General features: G+C 56.7%; 11 protein-coding genes and 2 pseudogenes. 8 read left to right on the plus strand and 5 right to left on the minus strand.

Translation table 11 applies throughout. The features are described 5' to 3' along the window. Positions 1–257 precede the first annotated feature (257 nt). The 3 genes from LOY55_RS26450 (at position 258) to LOY55_RS26455 (ending at position 3,934) form a co-directional block, all read left to right on the plus strand. Positions 258–1,631 carry a transposase gene (locus tag LOY55_RS26450; RefSeq protein ID WP_258666107.1) on the plus strand — a complete coding sequence of 458 codons (1,374 nt, stop codon included), beginning with the start codon at positions 258–260 and terminating at the stop codon, positions 1,629–1,631. Between the two features lie 494 nt (positions 1,632–2,125). Then, positions 2,126–2,401: a BPSL0761 family protein gene (locus LOY55_RS31060; protein WP_309475417.1), complete on the plus strand. Its 276-nt coding sequence runs from the start codon at positions 2,126–2,128 to the stop codon at positions 2,399–2,401. Positions 2,402–3,466: 1,065 nt separating this feature from the next. After that, a complete protein-coding gene (locus LOY55_RS26455) occupies positions 3,467–3,934 on the plus strand; it encodes a helix-turn-helix domain-containing protein (protein WP_258667114.1) in 468 nt (155 codons plus the stop codon). Positions 3,935–4,109: 175 nt separating this feature from the next. Here LOY55_RS26455 and LOY55_RS26460 read toward each other — a convergent pair. Then, positions 4,110–4,568 (minus strand): annotated as a pseudogene (locus tag LOY55_RS26460) (integrase core domain-containing protein); the annotation flags it as partial. Between the two features lie 520 nt (positions 4,569–5,088). On the opposite strand from LOY55_RS26460, the gene LOY55_RS26465 reads away from it, so the two are divergent. Beyond that, positions 5,089–5,298, plus strand: coding sequence for a hypothetical protein (locus LOY55_RS26465; protein ID WP_258667115.1), 210 nt, complete (start codon positions 5,089–5,091; stop codon positions 5,296–5,298). A gap of 345 nt (positions 5,299–5,643) precedes the next feature. Here the strand turns inward: LOY55_RS26465 and LOY55_RS26470 are convergent. After that, a pseudogene (locus tag LOY55_RS26470) lies at positions 5,644–7,620 on the minus strand (N-6 DNA methylase). Between the two features lie 694 nt (positions 7,621–8,314). Between LOY55_RS26470 and LOY55_RS26475 the strand changes: the two are divergent. The 4 genes from LOY55_RS26475 to LOY55_RS26490 all read left to right on the plus strand — a co-directional run bounded on the left by LOY55_RS26475 (position 8,315) and on the right by LOY55_RS26490 (position 15,059). Beyond that, entirely contained in the window at positions 8,315–12,163 is a 3,849-nt protein-coding gene (locus LOY55_RS26475; RefSeq protein ID WP_258667116.1) for a bifunctional diguanylate cyclase/phosphodiesterase, read from the plus strand. Positions 12,164–12,412: 249 nt separating this feature from the next. Further along, positions 12,413–13,666, plus strand: a complete 1,254-nt coding sequence (gene glyA, locus LOY55_RS26480) for a serine hydroxymethyltransferase (RefSeq protein ID WP_109786308.1) — start codon at positions 12,413–12,415, stop codon at positions 13,664–13,666. Positions 13,667–13,883: 217 nt separating this feature from the next. Continuing rightward, entirely contained in the window at positions 13,884–14,414 is a 531-nt protein-coding gene (locus tag LOY55_RS26485) for a hypothetical protein (protein ID WP_109786309.1), read from the plus strand. A gap of 78 nt (positions 14,415–14,492) precedes the next feature. Then, positions 14,493–15,059: a hypothetical protein gene (locus LOY55_RS26490; protein ID WP_223522720.1), complete on the plus strand. Its 567-nt coding sequence runs from the start codon at positions 14,493–14,495 to the stop codon at positions 15,057–15,059. Between the two features lie 128 nt (positions 15,060–15,187). On the opposite strand, the gene yjiA is transcribed toward LOY55_RS26490, so the two are convergent. The 3 genes from yjiA to LOY55_RS26505 form a co-directional block, all read right to left on the minus strand. Further along, positions 15,188–16,159, minus strand: a complete 972-nt coding sequence (yjiA, locus tag LOY55_RS26495) for a GTPase (protein WP_109786311.1) — start codon at positions 16,157–16,159, stop codon at positions 15,188–15,190. Between the two features lie 162 nt (positions 16,160–16,321). Next, positions 16,322–16,519 carry a YbdD/YjiX family protein gene (locus tag LOY55_RS26500; protein ID WP_003228401.1) on the minus strand — a complete coding sequence of 66 codons (198 nt, stop codon included), beginning with the start codon at positions 16,517–16,519 and terminating at the stop codon, positions 16,322–16,324. 15 nt (positions 16,520–16,534) lie between these two features. Beyond that, a complete protein-coding gene (locus LOY55_RS26505) occupies positions 16,535–18,601 on the minus strand; it encodes a carbon starvation CstA family protein (RefSeq protein WP_046028595.1) in 2,067 nt (688 codons plus the stop codon). Positions 18,602–18,617: the final 16 nt, after the last annotated feature.

Raw genomic sequence — 18,617 nt, forward strand, 5'->3', positions numbered from 1 at the left:
GATGTCACTGACCCAGTCAATTCCTTGCGAACCATCGTCTTTGCTGATTTTCTGTAGATTTGAAGGTGGGTCAGTCTTGCTTCAGTACCTGGGTCAATTCGAGGTTGGCGTCATCAATATAGGCATCAAACAGTGCGTAGACGGTCGCAAAGCAGCCATTGGTGAAGGGCCGCTCGTGGCCGATTCTGTTGAAAAAGTAGCTCCCATGTCTGGGCTGCGGCAAAATTGCTGCATTGGCCGGCGGGGGATCACACAGCATGATGGGACAGTTATCGAGTGGGCAGGAGCGACTGTTTTACTCGTTCAACCTTGAAGATCACATCCCAGCCAATCACCTTCTGCGCAGCATTGATCGGTGTCTCGATCTGAGTGATTTGCGCCATCACCTCGCCGACTTCTACAGCCCGATTGGGCGCCCGTCGATTGATCCTGAATTGATGATCCGCATGCTGATCGTGGGTTATTGCTACGGCATTCGCTCAGAGCGCCGGTTGTGCGAAGAGGCCCATTTGAACCTGGCGTATCGCTGGTTCTGCCGGTTGAGCCTTGAAGATGAAGTCCCCAATCACTCGACCTTTTCCAAAAATCGACACGGCCGTTTTCGGGACAGCGATCTGTTTCGCTGGCTGTTCAACGAGGTGCTGCGTCGTTGCATGGACGCTGGGTTGGTCAAGGGCGAAGGCTTTGCCGTGGACGCCAGCATCATCAAGGCGGATGCCAGCCGGCAACGCGGCGTACCGGGCGATGAGCCGATCAACTGGAGCGATCCGGCCTTTAGCACCCGCGCTGTACGTGAGTATCTTGAGGCGCTCGATGAAGAGGCTTTGGCCGAAACGCTGCCGAAGCGCCTATCGCTGACTGATCCTCAAGCCCGCTGGACCGCAGCTCCAGGCGGCCCAGCGTTCTACGCTTACTCTACGAATTATCTGATCGATACCGAGCACGGCGTCATCATGGATGTGGAACCCACACCGGCTCATCGCACGGCTGAGGTCGAGAGTACAAAGACCATGATCGACCGGGTCGAAGCGCAGTTCGACATCAAGCCGGATCGCCTCATCGGCGATACCGCTTACGGTACAGCGCCGATGTTGGCCTGGATGGTGGAGGAAAAAGACATCGAGCCGCATGTGCCGGTATGGGACAAAACCGAGCGCAAGAACGACAGTTTTTCGAGTAACGATTTCCACTGGAATGAAGAGGCCGAGGAATACCGCTGCCCAGCTGGCAACGTATTACGCAGTGAATGGCGAGCCTTCAAGAACGAGCGTTCGCACGTCACCAAAGCCAACACCATCATCTTCCGCTCCAGACAGACCGACTGCGCGACGTGTCCGATGAAAGCCAAGTGCTGCCCGAACACGTCGTTTCGCAAGATCGCTCGCAGCGTTCATGAAGCCGCTCGTGATGTCGCTCGACGCATCGCAGCGACGCCGGAGTACGTGCGCTCTCGCCATGAACGTAAGAAGGTCGAAATGTTGTTTGCCCACCTCAAGCGCATCCTGAAATTGGATCGCTTGCGACTACGTGGCATGAGTGGCGCGACCGATGAGTTCACGCTGGCAGCCACAGTGCAGAACCTACGTCGGCTGGCCAAACTGACATCTCAAGGGCCACCAGTCACGGGATAGGTGCGCCTGCACTAAGCCAAAAACCTCAAATTAACCCAATAACGACGCAGCAAAGGTCAACGAAGGGCCGAGAAACCACACAAAGTGGTGAGTAGGCTATCCGGTGGTAGCTGTGCTTGATTTTACTCAGGCTGAAAATCCGACTTTTTCAACAGAATCGGCCAAAAGCAGTCCACCGACGTTGCGCCGTTGGATGTGTAAAATGGTGGACTTCCCCCTCTCAAAGGACTGACCGTTGATTACTTGCCATGTCAGGTATGCCATTGACCCATACCAACTCCCGGGCTTCGAAAGCTATCCACCTGGCCGGCGGTGATGTTCAGCGCCTGCTGCGCGAGGATCCGCCCGCAGGTTGTTCAATGCATTGCTGGCTGTGAGGTTCAGGTTCTGCCCGGCGCCGATCAAGCCGGCGCCGTTAACCGATGCCTCTTTTTCAGGGTGGTCCGCTTATAATTCCTCTGACCGGTACCAAAGGAGCGATTTGTAACATGACAATGGTCCATGAACGTACCCGCAGCGTTGTCCAAACAGAAGCGTTTCTGCGTGATATCGTTAGAGACGTCACTTTACCTGAGAAGATGCGGCTTCGCGCCGAGGGACTTCTGCGCCACTACCCCGCGCCCAGTTACATTTGGCTCGCCGGCAAGCTAGAGGAGCATCGGAGGGTCGAGTTAACTCGGCTAGACGAAAAATTCGGACCGCTACCGCCGGTATTAGGAACTTGGTTGGCTGTAGAACCTATGTTCTGTGAGGACTCCAACTTATGTTGATGATGCGCTGGAAATGGCGGAAACAGACGGAAGTCTAACTACCCATTGCGACGGTCATTTCCTGTTAGTCGGGAAAGACATAAGCTCGCCTCTGGGAGCGGACTTCTCACCATACCCTCATCAGACTGGACCTCCTCACTCAGCGGCCCGTAGGACGCGGCGAACTTGTTTGGCCTCTATTTCAGTTTCGCAGAACATGATCGGTGTTGCCGATATTGCGCAGTCGCTAGCGCTCAACTAGCGGTACTCTGCCGGCGCTTGGGTTTTCCCCAGCCCCAGATTTACCGCCACCTTCCCAGCCTCAAAAATACTTGCTCCGGCAATTTAAAATGCTCGCATCGGTCATTATTTTGTCAGCGAGAAATGGCGTGATCTGGCCGGTCATCACGGGAAAGCGGCATAAAGATGTGGCTCGCTCATATCCAAAACTCGATTGGAGGCTTGAGGGATGTAAGCACTGAGACGCTGTTTCGAATACCAGACATGGCACGTCTTTTTTCTGCGCAGATCGAGTTTCCCCAGTTTGTAGGTGCCTATCGAGGTTCTATACACAACTGCTGAGTCCTCAGTTTCGACGCCTCTGAAACAGTCAATCTGTAGCAGATCCTCCAAGCTCCAGGCAGTTCGACCAGTCAAATTGGGCGGGCATAACATCTGTATCCCTTCAACAATCACGTCGGTAGCAAGATTGAGATAGCTCTGAAGCTCATAAGCGCAGCGGACAATCGCAGCGCGATCCCGCTTACCAGTTTGGATTGAAGAAATGGTGGCCAGAAAGCAAGGGCCTTCCACTTCACATTGCGAGCTTGCGAGTGTCGTCCGCCTAGCGGGGTGAAGCACGTAGATCACTGAGTACACCATTGCGAATAACCGACCCTACTGGTCACGGCCTGACCGCCAGCGCTACTTTAGTCAGAGCGCTATGGAGCGACCCCATGATATCGGGTGGTTTGGTTAAATTTCGAAATCTGTAAGTCACACACCCTACGAATGCATGCTATCGCCACACGATACAGGGTGTCAAAACATGGCCTCATGCTTGCTTTGTGGCCGTGCGGTATAGAGATGGAACATCGAGAAGCTCTCGGGCAGGTTTTGAGAGAGATTCGGGTCGCGTCCGGGCTCAACAGAGAAGACTGCGCGTCTGCGGTGAGCCGCGATTATCTTGCTAGTGTTGAACGCGGGACACAGAGCATCTCCGTAGAGAAGCTCAGATCTCTGTGCGGGTGCTTTGGCATCAAACCCAGCTTGGTGATTTTTGCGGCAGAAGCCCGCTCCGCTGGAGTGAATCTGCAGGAGTATCAAACAGGCTTTGACCGCCAGTTCAAGGAATATATCTTGGCGGGAAAATTGCGGAGCGAGCCTGACTATGCGGCCAGCAAAGGGGTGCGAGGTAAGCGGACCGAAACCAACCGGAAAGCCATTCAGTCCTTGCAATCCCAAGGATTCACAAAGGCGGAAATCGCCCGCAAACTTGGGGTTGGATCAACCACAGTCGACCGACACTGGGGCAGCGGCAATGATGATGTTTGATCGTACGGAACAGATTAAGGACCTCTTTGAGTTGCCAAGATCTTTTCAATAGCATTACGAAAGCCAGGCTTGGGAATGAGCCTGCCTGCATTGTCTGTAATTTCGCCCTTCGAGCCAATAGATAACCCCGCTAGAGCGTGGACTGGCCCCTATCAAACCGGTCACCAAAACCCTGTTAAATTGATGCCGCTGCGAGGCGCCTAAATTCCCGTGGTGAACGGTATTTCAGCGCGCTGTGCGGATGCTCCTCGTTGTAGTGCTCAATGGCAATCGTCAGGTTGCGTAACGCTGTTTCTCGATCTGGTTTGGGCATGTGCGCGACGTAGTCGCGCTTGAGCGTTTTGACGAAGCTCTCGGCCATGCCGTTGCTCTGCGGGCTGCGTACCGGTGTGGTCACCGGGTGCAAGCCGATCTGTCGGGCAAACTGGCGTGTCTGCTCAGCGATGTAGGCGGAGCCGTTATCGCTCAGCCATTGCACCGGGGTGGCAGGTGGTTCTTCACCGAAGCGTTTTTCCACCGCCTCCAGCATCAAGTCGCGGATATCGTCGCCACTGTAACCAGTCGGGCTGGCCACCCAGCCGATAGCCTCGCGGTCGCAGCAGTCCAGGGCGAAGGTCACGCTTAGCTTGGCGCCGAGCTACCGTGATTCATGTGAACCTGATGGATTTGGCGCTCGGTGGAGAACGAGCTCATGCTAATTGGAAACGCGGCTGAGGTATTGCCCACTTTATTCGGTTCTATAGGTATTCCGGAAGCGTAAGAACCGCTACTTCATCGCTAGCGCTTTCCAATGGGCCTAAGACTTCGCTAACGATCCTGATGAGTTCCGCCGGTGGTGTTCCGCAAAACTAACGCCACGACCCCACACGCCGTGGCGGCAAACTCACCTCTGGGTCGCTATCTGCACGCCATATCCGCTGCTAAGCACTCGCTTCAAAAACTGATTCGCTACCATTGTGACGCAGCTCCCTGTCGGCAACGGACAGACAAGAATGCAGTCGTTCCAAAAAGCACTTCGCCCGGTACCTGCCCTCTTCTTTCCCTGGTTTTACATCCGTTCGGTCATTGAGGTTATACCGCCCTTGGTCGTCAGCAGAATGTGCATTAGGATCAGTTGATAAATTCGGCCAACAACCTCTGAACGAGTTAGCTTTATGAGCGACGACAATAAGTTTTCGGAAAACTCCAGCGTCGAGGACATACTCGAGGTCAAACGAGGAGCCAGGGATAGGCAGGTAGAGGCGGTATACGCGGCCGATCAAGAAAGCCTTGAACGGGCGGCCGAGTCGATCAAAGCGGCCTTACGCGGCAATGCTTCCATTCCAAGGCCACAACGATTTAGCAGTCTCGACGAAGAGGAATGAACGCTGGAGTGTTGGCGCTGACGCCGAATTGACCCAGTTTCCGAGATGTCACTGACCCAGTCTGAGTCCTCGAAAAACATTGCCTGCACAGGGTTTGTGCCGATATAGAGGTGGGGCAGTCTTGCGTCGGCACGTGGGTCAATTCGGCATCGGCCTCAACAGTCTGACCGCTATATACGGGATATTCGCCAGAATTTTCATGACAATATTCTTTAGTAAGTAAAGCGCCTCGAGGTCCTTTAGTCGCCGAAAAATCGACAGACACTTTCCGGACAACCCAATCGTCCGGAACAGACCCTAACCATTCCACCTCCGAATCCTTGTACCCCGGATACGCTGAAAAACTCATGCCGACAGCCCCTCGATCATCTGCTTGATGCGGTCGGTGCAGGCTTTCAGGTCGCGGTCGATCTCGACCAGCGGACGCGGCGGTTGAAACACATAGAAGTGGCGGTTAAAGGGAATATCGAAGCCGACGATACCGACCTCGGCGTCCTGCGCATCGGTTTTGCTTTCGTCGATCCAGGCATCCGGCACATGGGGGATGACTTCGCGCTGGAAGTAGTCGTACACCGACTCGCCCAGTGGCACGTTCTCGTTATCACGCAGGCCGGCGTCCGCTTCCGGCTGGCCCTTGCTCATGCAGATATCCGCTTCGGGGTCGCGCTCGCTTAAGGAGCTCATCAAGGCTTTGAGTTCCGGCGCGCTGAGGCTGACGTTGTAAGCAGCGAGGGCTTTTTTCAGCAGCTTGCTGAAGTGCTCGCGGTTGCTGTGCAGCTGGCTGGCGTCCATCGCTTGCAAGGCGGCCAGCAGCTGCTGCTGGGCGGCGCTGTCGAGCTTCTGCAGGGCTTTTTCTTCCAGCACTTTAGCGATGCGCTCGGCACTGGTTTGGAAGTTCAGGCGCAGAGGGCGTTCGACGGTGATACGCCGGTAGCCGAAGGCGTCGATGGGGAAGATCTTGCTCTGCGTGGTTTGCTCGAAGCTGCCATACAGGCGCACCAGCTCACTCATTTGATCTTCGGTGATGTATTGGCGTTTGCTGCCCAGCGACTTACGCATTTTGGCGTAGTGCTGGCTGCCATCAATCAGCTGCACCTTGCCCTGACGCGCAGCAACCTTGTGGTTGCTGAGTATCCACACATATGTGGCGATGCCGGTGTTGTAGAACATGTCGGTGGGCAACGCGACGATGGCTTCAACCAGATCGTTCTGCAACAGGTAGCGACGAATCTCCGACTCGCCGGAACCCGCGCCGCCGGTAAACAGCGGCGAGCCGTTGAGGATGATGCCGATGCGCGAGCCACCGTCGCGCGGGTCACGCATCTTGCTGACCAGGTGCAGGAGGAACAGGAGCGAACCGTCGGATACGCGCGGCAGGCCGGGGCCGAAACGGCCGTCGAAACCCTTGTGGCTGTGCTCGTCGGTGATCTGCTTTTGCACCTTCTTCCATTCCACGCCGAACGGCGGGTTGCTCAACATAAAGTCGAAGCGCTTGTCGGCCAGTTGGTCGTTGGACAGGGTGTTGCCGAGCTTGATGCTGGCCACATCCTGGCCCTTGATCAGCATGTCCGCCTTGCAGATGGCGTAGGACTCGGGGTTAAGCTCCTGGCCGTGCAGAGAAACGCTGACCTTTTCGCTGATGGACTGGATGTACTCATCACCCTCAGACAGAAAGCCGCCGGTGTCGGCGGTTGGGTCATAGATGGTGACGATGCTGTTGGGCGCGAGCTTGTGGTCCTGGTTGGTGATCACTAGCGAGGTGGTGAGGTGCACGATGTCGCGCGGGGTGAAGTGCTCCCCGGCGGTTTCGTTGGAGCTTTCCGCGAACTTGCGGATCAGCTCTTCAAAGATGATGCCCATGCCGAAGTTACTGATGAACTCGGGGCTCAGATCCGTGGCGGCGAAACGCTGCACCACCTGGTACAGCAGGTTGGCGGTTTCCAGCTGCTGAACGAAATCCTCGAAGTGGAAGTGCTCGAAAATTTCGCGCGCGTCCTTGCTGAAGGCCTGCACGTAGCTCATCAAGTCGGCGGCGGTTTGCGTGTCGGACAGCGTGCCGAGGGTCAGCGGCGAGGCGTTGAAAAACTGCTGACCGGCCGCGCGCAGCAGTATCATCTAGCGCACGGTGTCGGGGCGGCCTTCCTGGGCGAAGGTCTGTTTAATCACCTCATCCTTGGTCGGCGTAAGCACGCACTCCATCCGCCTTAACAAGGTAAAAGGCAGGATGATGCGGCCGTACTGCGACTGCTTGAAGTCACCGCGCAACAGATCGGCAATGGACCACAAAAAGGCGGCCGTCTGGGAATGATTTTCCGTCTTCACGCAACTGCTCCTAGAAAGGCATGCAAAAGCCCGAGTCTACCCTAGACGTCCGTGATCACTTCACCTGCACCGCTAGAATTTTCTCAATAGCGTCGCGGAAGCCAGGTTGGTGAATCGCCCTGAAAAGTAATGAGCCTCTTATATAAGAAGATCTTTATTGCTGCCTCATAACAGGAAATCTGCGCGCGATACCTGGCAAGAAGCGATCACAGGAACATTTCGAAAAAGTTAAGTTTTGGAGCCTAAATTTGACCAAAATGAGCAAAAGCTAACTAAAACTCCTGAGTCGAGGCAGGATTTAGAGAAAAAACATACTGGAGAGACTGGAAAGCCATTGGCTGTGCGGGATTGACCGCAGAGTCGTAAACGTGACTAAAAGTTAATAGGGCAGATAGCGTTATTGAGCCATGGAGAACCTTGGGTCAGTGACAGATGAATGATTGGAGCGCAGGCGAAGCCTGGCCAGACTGTGCGCGTCGTCCGATTGATGGCGATCAATACGTGCACGCTGAAAAAGTCTGAGTCTAGGAGCTGGAACGCTCCCGCGTAACCGGCAAAGCTACCTGATTGACGGAAGGCAGTCCAGCCGACAGGGGCTGGCACTTAGCCACAACTCAAGGCATGCTAGCCGCCCTTCGGGCGTCAGGCTTATAGTGCACGTCGCGCCAGTCCAGTCAAACCGCAGGATTCCAGTTTGTCTAATGCCACTCCGCCAGCTTTCGTGAGCGCTCCCAGTCCTGCGACCGGCTCGCCCCTGCGTGGAACCCTGAAAGGCGCGCTGGCGACACTTGTTCTGTTGCTGCTCGCCCTGCTGTTCTGGCAGTTGCTGGATCAACTTCGCGAAACCCAGAAACACCAGCGCCAATACACCATCGATTACACCGCCGACCTGGCTGCGCAAGTCAGCCTGAACATGGCGCTCAACGCGCAAATCGCCCTCAACCTGCTACCGATCGTCGAACAACCGCAAAGCGCCGACGAACAGCGGGCGTTACTGCGCAAGCTGCAACAGTCATTACCGGAACTACGCAGCCTGGCGTTGCTCAGCCCCTCCGGGAAAATCCTCAACGACAGCGCCGATGACAGTCAGGACGCCGACTACCTGAGTGAACTGGTCCGGCGCAGTCATGCCCAGGCCCACTACTTCAGCAACGCCGATGACGGTTCGGTGGTGCATCTACTGCTGCATCAAGCCAGCGGCAGCTCCCGAGGCTATTGGGCCCTGCGCCTGACACCGACCTTTTTATCGACGCTGACCAAACAGAGCGAGGCCGGCATCCGTCCGCTGTGGCTGGTGGAAAACCGCATTAATCGCCAGATCATCAGCCGCGATGATGCCGTGCCCTCCAGCACGCCAGCCGTGCTGACGCCGGATGAATTGGCCAGCAGTGTGCTGACCGTGCCGTTGAGCAGCAGCGACTGGCAAATGCGCGGGTTGTTCGATCGGCAACGGGTGCTCGAAGAGCTGCTGCCGGCGTTCATTGGCAAATGCCTGCTGGGCCTGGCGTTTTCGCTGCTACCGTTCATTGCGCTGCTGAACATGCGCCGCCGCCAACGCCAGTTGAATGAGGGGCGTCGACGCTACCAGGACATTTTCGAAGGCACCGGCGTTGCACTCTGTGTACTCGACGTATCGGGGCTCAAGGGCGCTTTCGACAAGGCGCAGTTGCAGAGCAACGAACAATTGCAGGCCTGGCTTGAGCGCCCGGAACAACGCCGGCAACTGCTTCAGGAGTTGCGCATCACCGAGGTCAACCAGGTTGCCCTGCAACTGCTCAACGTCAACGCTTGCGGGCAGGCCTGGAACCTGTTGATCGACGGCAATGCACAGAACGGCACGGCCATTGGCAATCAAGTGCTCGAAGCGGTGTTTAACCAGCAGCGACAGCTTGAGCTGGAAATCAAACTGCAGGGTGCCAACGACCGCGATCAGCACTTGTGGCTGGTCCTGCGCCTGCCGGTCGATCAGAACGACTATAAAGCGGTGATCCTGAGCATTACCGACATCACCAGCCGCAAGCTGATCGAGCTGTCACTGCTGGAACGCGAAGGGTTCTGGTCCGATGTGGTGCGCACCGTGCCGGATCACCTGTACGTGCAGGACGTAATCAGCCAGCGGATGATTTTCAGCAACCACCACCTCGGCCAGACCCTCGGATACGACCCTACCGAACTGCATCAGATGGGTGAGTATTTCTGGGAAATCCTGCTGCACCCCGAGGATGCCGATTTCTACCATCGCTCGCGCCAGATCCAGCGTCAGGCGGGTTACAGCCAATTGATGCAGTGCCAACTGCGCTTCCGTCATCGTGATGGCAAATGGCGGCGGTTCGAGATTCGTGAACAGGCCCTGGCACGGGACAAGCACAATCAGGTCACGCGCATCATCGGGGTGGCGAAGGACATCACCGATCAGATCGAAGCCAGTGAATCGTTGCGCGACAGCGAACAGCGTTACCGGATGCTCGCCGAAAGCATCAGCGACGTGATTTTCTCCACCGACAGCAAACTGTCGCTCAACTACGTCAGCCCCTCGGTGCAAGCCGTGCTGGGTTATGACGCAGAGTGGATCTTCCAGAACGGCTGGCAATCGATCGTCGCCAACCCGCAACAATTGACCGGCATCTTCCACCTGATGGACCGGGTCAGCAAAGCGCTGGATAAACCCGAGCAACTGGCGCTGTTGCGCAGCCAGGTGCAGACCCAACTGTTCCTGTTCGATTGCCTGCGCGCCGATGGCCGCAAGATTCCCATCGAGTTGCGACTGGTGCTGGTCTGGGACGAACACGGCGCGTTTGAAGGCGTGCTGGGGGTCGGTCGTGACATCAGCCAGCAACGCCGCGCCGAGAAAGACCTGCGCATGGCGGCCACGGTATTTGAACACTCGACCTCGGCGATTCTGATCACCGACCCGGCCGGTTACATCGTTCAGGCCAACGAAGCGTTCAGTCGCGTCAGCGGCTATGCCGTGGAACAAGTGCTCGACCAGTTACCGAACATGCTGACTGTCGACGAGCAGCAGGACGCTCATCTGCGCTACGTGCTCAAGCAACTGCATCAGAACAGTACGTGGGAAGGCGAAGTCTGGCTCAAGCGCCGCAACGGCGAACACTACCCGGCCTGGGTCGGAATCACGGCGGTGCTGGACGACGAAGGCGACCTGGCCAGTTATGTGTGCTTCTTCAGCGACATCAGCGAGCGCAAGGCCAGTGAACAGCGGATTCACCGCCTCGCCTACTACGACGCCCTGACTCATCTTCCCAACCGCACGCTGTTCCAGGATCGCCTGCACACGGCGCTGCAATCGGCGGACCGGCAGAAGTCATGGGTGGTGCTGATGTTCCTCGACCTCGACCGTTTCAAGCCGATCAACGATTCCCTCGGCCACGCCGCCGGCGACCGCATGCTCAAGGAAATGGCCACGCGCCTGCTCGGCTGCGTCGATGATGACGACACCGTGGCCCGCATGGGTGGCGACGAATTCACCTTGCTGCTGCAACCCCGGGTCAACCGCGAAATCGCGCTGAACCGGGCGATCCACGTGGCGGAACAGATTCTGGCCAGCCTGGTGAAACCCTTTGTACTGGAGGGCCGCGAGTTCTTCGTCACGGCCAGTATCGGCATCGCCCTGAGCCCGCAGGACGGCAATGAACTTAGCCAATTGATGAAAAATGCCGACACGGCGATGTACCACGCCAAGGAACGCGGCAAGAACAACTTCCAGTTTTATCAGGCGGACATGAACGCCAGCGCACTGGAACGCCTGGAGCTGGAAAGTGATCTGCGACACGCCCTGGAACAGAACGAATTCGTGCTGTATTACCAGCCGCAATTCAGCGGCGACGGCAAACGCTTGACCGGTGCCGAAGCCCTGTTGCGCTGGAGTCATCCACGACGCGGGCTGGTGCCGCCGGGGGATTTCATTCCGGTGCTCGAAGAGCTCGGCCTGGTGGTGGATGTCGGCGACTGGGTCATCGGCGAAGCGTGCCGCCAGCTCAAGACCTGGCACCAGACGAAAGTCCGCGTGCCAAAAGTATCGGTGAACATCTCGGCGCGGCAGTTCTCCGACGGCCAGTTGGGCACGCGGATCGCCACCATCCTCAAGGAAACCGGCCTGCCGCCGGCGTGCCTGGAGCTGGAGCTGACCGAAAGTATCCTGATGCGCGAAGTCAGCGAGGCGATGCAGATTCTCGCCGGGTTGAAAAACCTAGGTCTGAGCATTGCGGTCGATGACTTCGGCACCGGCTACTCATCGCTCAACTATCTCAAGCAGTTCCCGATCGACGTTCTGAAAATCGACCGCACGTTTGTCGATGGCCTGCCGTCCGGTGAACAGGATGCGCAAATTGCCCGGGCGATCATCGCCATGGCACACAGCCTGAACCTGGCGGTGATCGCCGAGGGCGTGGAAACCCAAGAGCAACTCGACTTCCTGCGCGAGCATGGTTGCGATGAGGTTCAGGGCTATCTGTTCGGCCGGCCGATGCCACCCAGCCGCTTTGAAGCACAGTTCAGCAATGATGCCCTCTTCATGCTCGACTGAAGTCCTGCTGAGAGGCTGATGACCCCATCGCGAGCAAGCTCCCTCCCACAGTGGACCTTCAGTGTTCGCGCATTTTATGTACACCCGAGAACTTGTGGGAGCGGGCTTGCCCGCGATGAGGCCTGCATGATCACCGCTGATCCCTTCATGAAGCCCACTTGTCTGCGACATGATGTCGTTTCATATGCCATCCAAAACCCGTTGGGTTAGAATGCCCCCCTTTTCTGCCCCCGATCCTTGAGGACCGCCATGTTCAGCCGTGATTTGACTATTGCCAAGTACGACGCCGATCTTTTTGCCGCCATGGAGCAAGAAGCTCAGCGCCAGGAAGAACACATCGAGCTGATCGCTTCGGAAAACTACACCAGCCCAGCGGTGATGGAGGCTCAAGGCTCGGTTCTGACCAACAAGTACGCCGAAGGCTACCCGGGCAAGCGCTACTACGGTGGTTGCGAGTACGTCGACGTCGTTGAGCAGTTGGCCATCGACCGTGCAAAAGAACTGTTCGGCGCCGATTACGCCAACGTTCAGCCACACGCCGGTTCGCAAGCCAACAGCGCGGTTTACCTGGCACTGCTGCAAGCCGGCGACACCATCCTGGGCATGAGCCTGGCCCACGGTGGTCACCTGACCCACGGCGCCAGCGTTTCGTCCTCCGGCAAGCTGTACAACGCCATCCAGTACGGCATCGACGCCAACGGCCTGATCGACTACGACGAAGTCGAGCGCCTGGCAGTTGAGCACAAGCCGAAAATGATCGTGGCCGGTTTCTCTGCTTACTCGCAGATCCTCGACTTCCCGCGCTTCCGTGCAATCGCCGACAAGGTTGGCGCCTACTTGTTCGTCGACATGGCCCACGTGGCCGGTCTGGTCGCCGCTGGCGTCTACCCGAACCCGGTGCCATTCGCTGACGTCGTGACCACCACCACGCACAAGACCCTGCGCGGTCCACGTGGCGGCCTGATCCTGGCTCGCGCCAATGCCGACATCGAGAAGAAGCTGAACTCCGCGGTATTCCCGGGCGCCCAGGGTGGCCCGCTGGAGCACGTGATCGCCGCTAAAGCGATCTGCTTCAAGGAAGCACTGCAGCCTGAGTTCAAGACCTACCAGCAACAAGTGGTGAAAAACGCCAAGGCCATGGCCGGCGTGTTCATCGAACGCGGTTTCGACGTCGTTTCCGGCGGTACTGAAAACCACCTGTTCCTGCTGTCACTGATCAAGCAGGAAATCTCCGGTAAAGACGCCGACGCCGCTCTGGGCAAAGCATTCATTACCGTGAACAAGAACTCCGTACCAAATGATCCACGCTCCCCGTTCGTCACCTCCGGCCTGCGCTTCGGCACTCCGGCTGTGACCACTCGCGGCTTCAAGGAAGCCGAGTGCAAGGAACTGGCCGGCTGGATCTGCGACATCCTGGCTGACCTGAACAACGAAGCGGTGATCGACGCCGTTCGTGAGAAGGTCAAGGCCATCTGCAAGAAGTTGCCGGTTTACGGCGCTTGATAGCAGCAGCTTGAATAAACCCGGCCTGACAGCCGGGTTTTTTTTGCCTGTTATTTTTGCACCCCTGCAAACTTCGACACTTCTTTAATTGAAAACTACTGAAACATCAAAGTCCAAAAACAACTACTCATTCTCGTCCCTCGACTGTTAGCTTAATAACCAGCCGACAACTTCGGCAAACTTTACAAATTAAAACCACACACAGGGAATGAACAACATGAGCCAAAACAAAGAGCGGTCCTTTATTGCCACAATGACAACCAGCCATGGCAACTTGCATTTACCAGGTATCACCCACGGTAAAACAACACGCATCAAAAAACTTGATTTTGACACATGGTCTTTTGAAGCCAACATGGACGTATCCAGTTATCTTTGCGTTAAAGCAAACACTGCACCCAAGCAGCTAAAATTCGAGTTTCATTGCATCGACGACTATTACTCCATTTATCTGATCACTGACGGCCCGTATCACCGGTATGCACTGAGCAATGAAGACAAAGATTTCATCAGCGCCTTCCGCCCTGACCATGACCAGACAACCTTTAACTTGCTAGATAAAAACGGAAACATCATAACCCTCGACCAGATCGACAACGACACTCCGACACTCAGGATTCAGACGCGGGGCGGCCGGACGCTCAGCGTACGGGGCAATACAGCGGTAGGCGGCCTGGTTTGCACAGGCAAAGTCACAGCACAGCCTCTGGACTTCAAACTTGAAATACTGACCCGAGGCACTCTCTGAGTCATTCTCCCGACTTGCCAATATTGAATGCAAAAAAATCAACATGGACGAACTAAAATCAAGCATGGACTGCCTGAAATGAAAACCGACCGACAACTATCTTTCACCGCAACCTTTGGCACAGAAACAACGTTATTGAATTTCCTGGACATCGCACTTGGCAAACGGGCAATAGTCAACTCAGGACTTGCCAGCGGTGGATTTTTCACCGGAAAGCGTCAAAGCCGGGATGATTCACACTTAATTGGTTTTCGCCCCGATGTCCCGGTAGACGCCAAACCTCGCCTACAGCTTTATTTCAGGCATACGCAACGTCATTACAGGCTCTATGTCCGAACAGCAGGAGATTATTATGGAAAATGTCTCAGCATGAGTGACAACGGATTACTTGGGGCATTCCCTTCTGATGACTCGAACATCTTTGCGCTGAGAGACGAACGCGGAAACATGCTGACCCTTGATACTATAAAAAGTGAATCGCTCAGTATTTATCTGCAGCCGAAGGAGTCTGGACTTCTACATCAACACAAAGAGCATGATTCAACCTATCTTTATGTCGCAGACAAAGGGGGTTCCCCCTTGGCTTTCAATCTGCACATCCTGGAAAGAAATGCCCCTTACGTCAGCAGCCCCGATGAGGTCTGACGATCCAGGCATTCAATACCGCTGAGCCGCGGCGGACGTCCCCTCCCGACTCAAAACCGGGAGGGGCATAGTCGGGGTGAGGCGGTGATCACCGCCGCCTCACCTGAAAACAACCCAAATTCTGCACACTACTGCGCTGCCACCCGTGCAAATCCTTCGCGAATCTTCTCTTGCGGCAAGTCATCGGCAATAAACACGATCACGCTTTCGCGGGCCTCATCGTCTGCCCACTCGGTATCCCAATCGAAACCATACAGTTTCAGCACCCCCTGAAACACCATGCGCCGAGACTCACCGAGGATGTTCAATACACCTTTGTAGCGCAGCAGTTGCTTGCCATGCTCTTCGAGCAATTCATTCATGAACTCGCTGAGCTTGTCGATATCCAGCGGTTTGTCGGTGCGCAGCACCAGGCTGGAGATACGGTCGATGGATGGCGCCTTGCTTACCGGACGCAGACTCACGCCACCGCCAAGGTCGGCATTCAGATTAAAACCGCGCACGTCGAGCAATTCGGCCAGATCGATCTGGCCGTGATCGACCACGCGGATCGGCGCACGCCGGTTGATACGGGTCAGCCGTTCACTCAATGCGATGAACGTCGGCTCATCCACCAGATCGCGCTTGCTCACCAGCAAGCGGTCTGCGAAACCGATTTGCGCCTGGGCAATGGTTTGAGCCAGGTGCGTGTCGGCATGCGCCGCGTCGACCAGGGTGATGATGCCGTCGAGGAGGTAGCGTTCACGCAGTTCTTCGTCGATGAAGAACGTTTGCGCCACCGGAGCCGGGTCCGCCAAGCCAGTGCATTCGATCACCAGGCGATCGAAGGCGATGTCGCCGCTGTCCAGGCGTTCGAGCAACAGGTACAGCGCCTTGGTCAGGTCGGTGTGGATGGTGCAGCAGACGCAGCCGTTGGACAGCGTCATGACTTGTACCGGCTCGTCGCCCAACAGTTGGGTATCGATACCGGCATCACTGAATTCGTTTTCGATCACGGCTATTTTCAGGCCGTGCTCTGCTTTCAACAGGTGACGCAACAGCGTGGTCTTGCCGGCGCCAAGGAAGCCGCTGAGGATCGTGACGGGGATGGGAGAGGACAAACTGAATCTCCTGCTTCATAAAATAAAAAGTGAACACAAAAACAAATGTGGGAGCGGGCTTGCCCGCGATAGCGATTTACCATTCAACATCAATGCTGACTGATAGTCCGTCATCGCGGGCAAGCCCGCTCCCACAGGGGTTGCATCAATCTGGCTGTCGGATCAACAGCACTTCGGCCCACCCTTGCCACCGTAACGCGCTTCCTGACGTTCGCGGAAGAACATCTCGTAGCTCATCACCGGTTTGTCCGGGTGTTTGGTTTGCATATGCTCGACGTAGGTGTCGTAGTCGGGCATGCCGACCATCAGGCGCGCGGCCTGACCGAGGTATTTACCGAGGCGACTCAGGTCATTGAACATGTTTGCAATCCTCGATTACGCGTCAGGCAGAGCGTGGAATGGTGATTCTTTATCCGTGCGCTCTTTTTTACCCCAGGAGGCAATGCCGACCTTGAGTGCATAGAACAGGATGCTGAATACCACGAACAGGAACAGCGCCGTCAGCGTAGCGTTGGTGTAGGCATTGAAGATCACGTGCTGCATCTGCGTGATGTCCTTGGCCGGGGCGAGGATCTGACCGTTGGCCAGCGCATCGCTGTACTTCTTGGCCAGCGACAGAAAGCCGATCGCCGGGTTGGCGTCGAACAGCTTGATGAAGCCTGCGGTGGTGGTGCAGATCAGCAGCCAGACCGCTGGCACCAACGTCACCCAGATGTAGCGCTGGCGTTTCATTTTGATCAGCACAACGGTGCCGAGCATCAGCGCGATACCGGCCAGCATCTGGTTGGAGATGCCGAACAGCGGCCACAAGGTGTTGATGCCTCCCAACGGATCGATGACGCCCTGATACAGCAACCAACCCCACATCGCTACACAACCGGCGGTGGCGATCAGGTTGGCGGTCCAGGATTCCGTACGTTTCAGCGCCGGCACGAAAGAGCCCAGCAAATCCTGGAGCATGAAACGACCGGCACGGGTACCGGCGTCGACAGCCGTCAGGATGAACAGCGCTTCGAACAGGATCGCAAAGTGGTACCAGAACGCCATGGTGTTTTCACCCGGCAGGACACTGTGCAGGATCTGCGCGATACCGACCGCCAGGGTCGGCGCACCACCGGCACGGGCCAGGATGGTGGTTTCGCCGATGTCATGGGCCACGGCTTGCAGGGCTTCCGGGGTAATGGCAAAACCCCAGCCGCTGACCGCTTGCGCCACCGCTACCACATCACCGCCGACCACGGCCGCCGGACTGTTCATCGCGAAGTACACGCCTGGTTCGATCACCGAGGCCGCAACCATGGCCATGATCGCCACGAAGGACTCCATCAGCATGCCGCCGTAACCGATGTAACGGGCGTTGGTTTCGTTATCCAGCAGTTTCGGCGTGGTGCCGGAAGAGATCAGCGCGTGGAAACCCGAGACCGCGCCACAGGCGATGGTGATGAACAGGAACGGGAACAGACCGCCCTTCCACACCGGGCCGGTGCCGTCGATGAACTGGGTCAGCGCGGGCATTTTCAGCTCGGGCATGGTCACCAGAATGCCGATCGCGAGGGCGACGATGGTGCCGATTTTCAGGAAGGTCGACAGGTAGTCACGCGGGGCCAGAATCAGCCACACCGGTAACACGGCGGCCACAAAACCGTAGCCGATCAACATCCAGGTAATCTGGATGCCGGTGAAGCTGAACGCCTTGGCCCAGACCGGGTCAGCGGCAATCTGCCCGCCCAGCCAGATCGAACCGAGCAGCAGCAACACGCCGACCACGGAGATTTCACCGATGCGGCCCGGGCGGATGTAGCGCATATAGATGCCCATGAACATCGCGATCGGGATGGTCGCCATCACCGTGAAAATGCCCCAAGGGCTTTCAGCCAGGGCTTTCACGACGATCAGTGCCAGCACCGCGAGGATGATGATCATGATCAGGAAGCAGCCAAACAGTGCGATGGTGCCCGGGATGCGGCCCATTTCTTCACGGACCATGTCGCCCAGGGACCGACCGTTGCGGCGGGTCGACATGAACAACACCATGAAGTCCTGAACAGAACCGGCCAGCACCACGCCCGCGATTATCCACAGAGTACCCGGCAGGTAACCCATCTGCGCCGCCAATACCGGACCGACCAGAGGACCAGCGCCTGCGATGGCCGCGAAGTGGTGGCCGAAAAGAATGTGTTTGTTGGTCGGCACGTAGTCCAGACCATCATTATTGAGTACGGCGGGGGTCGCCCGTCGCGGGTCAAGTTGCATCACATTATTAGCGATGAACAGACTGTAGTAGCGATACGCAACCAGATAAATGGCCACCGCCGCGACCACAATCCACAAGGCGTTGATTGCCTCTCCGCGGCGCAGTGCCACTACCCCAAGTGCGCACGCACCGACGATTGCCAGCAGCAGCCAGGGTAAGTGGCTTAGCAGGCTATTATTATTTTTCATTTTATGATTCCAGCCA

The sequence above is a fragment of the Pseudomonas sp. B21-040 genome (assembly GCF_024748695.1).
GTDB lineage: Bacteria > Pseudomonadota > Gammaproteobacteria > Pseudomonadales > Pseudomonadaceae > Aquipseudomonas.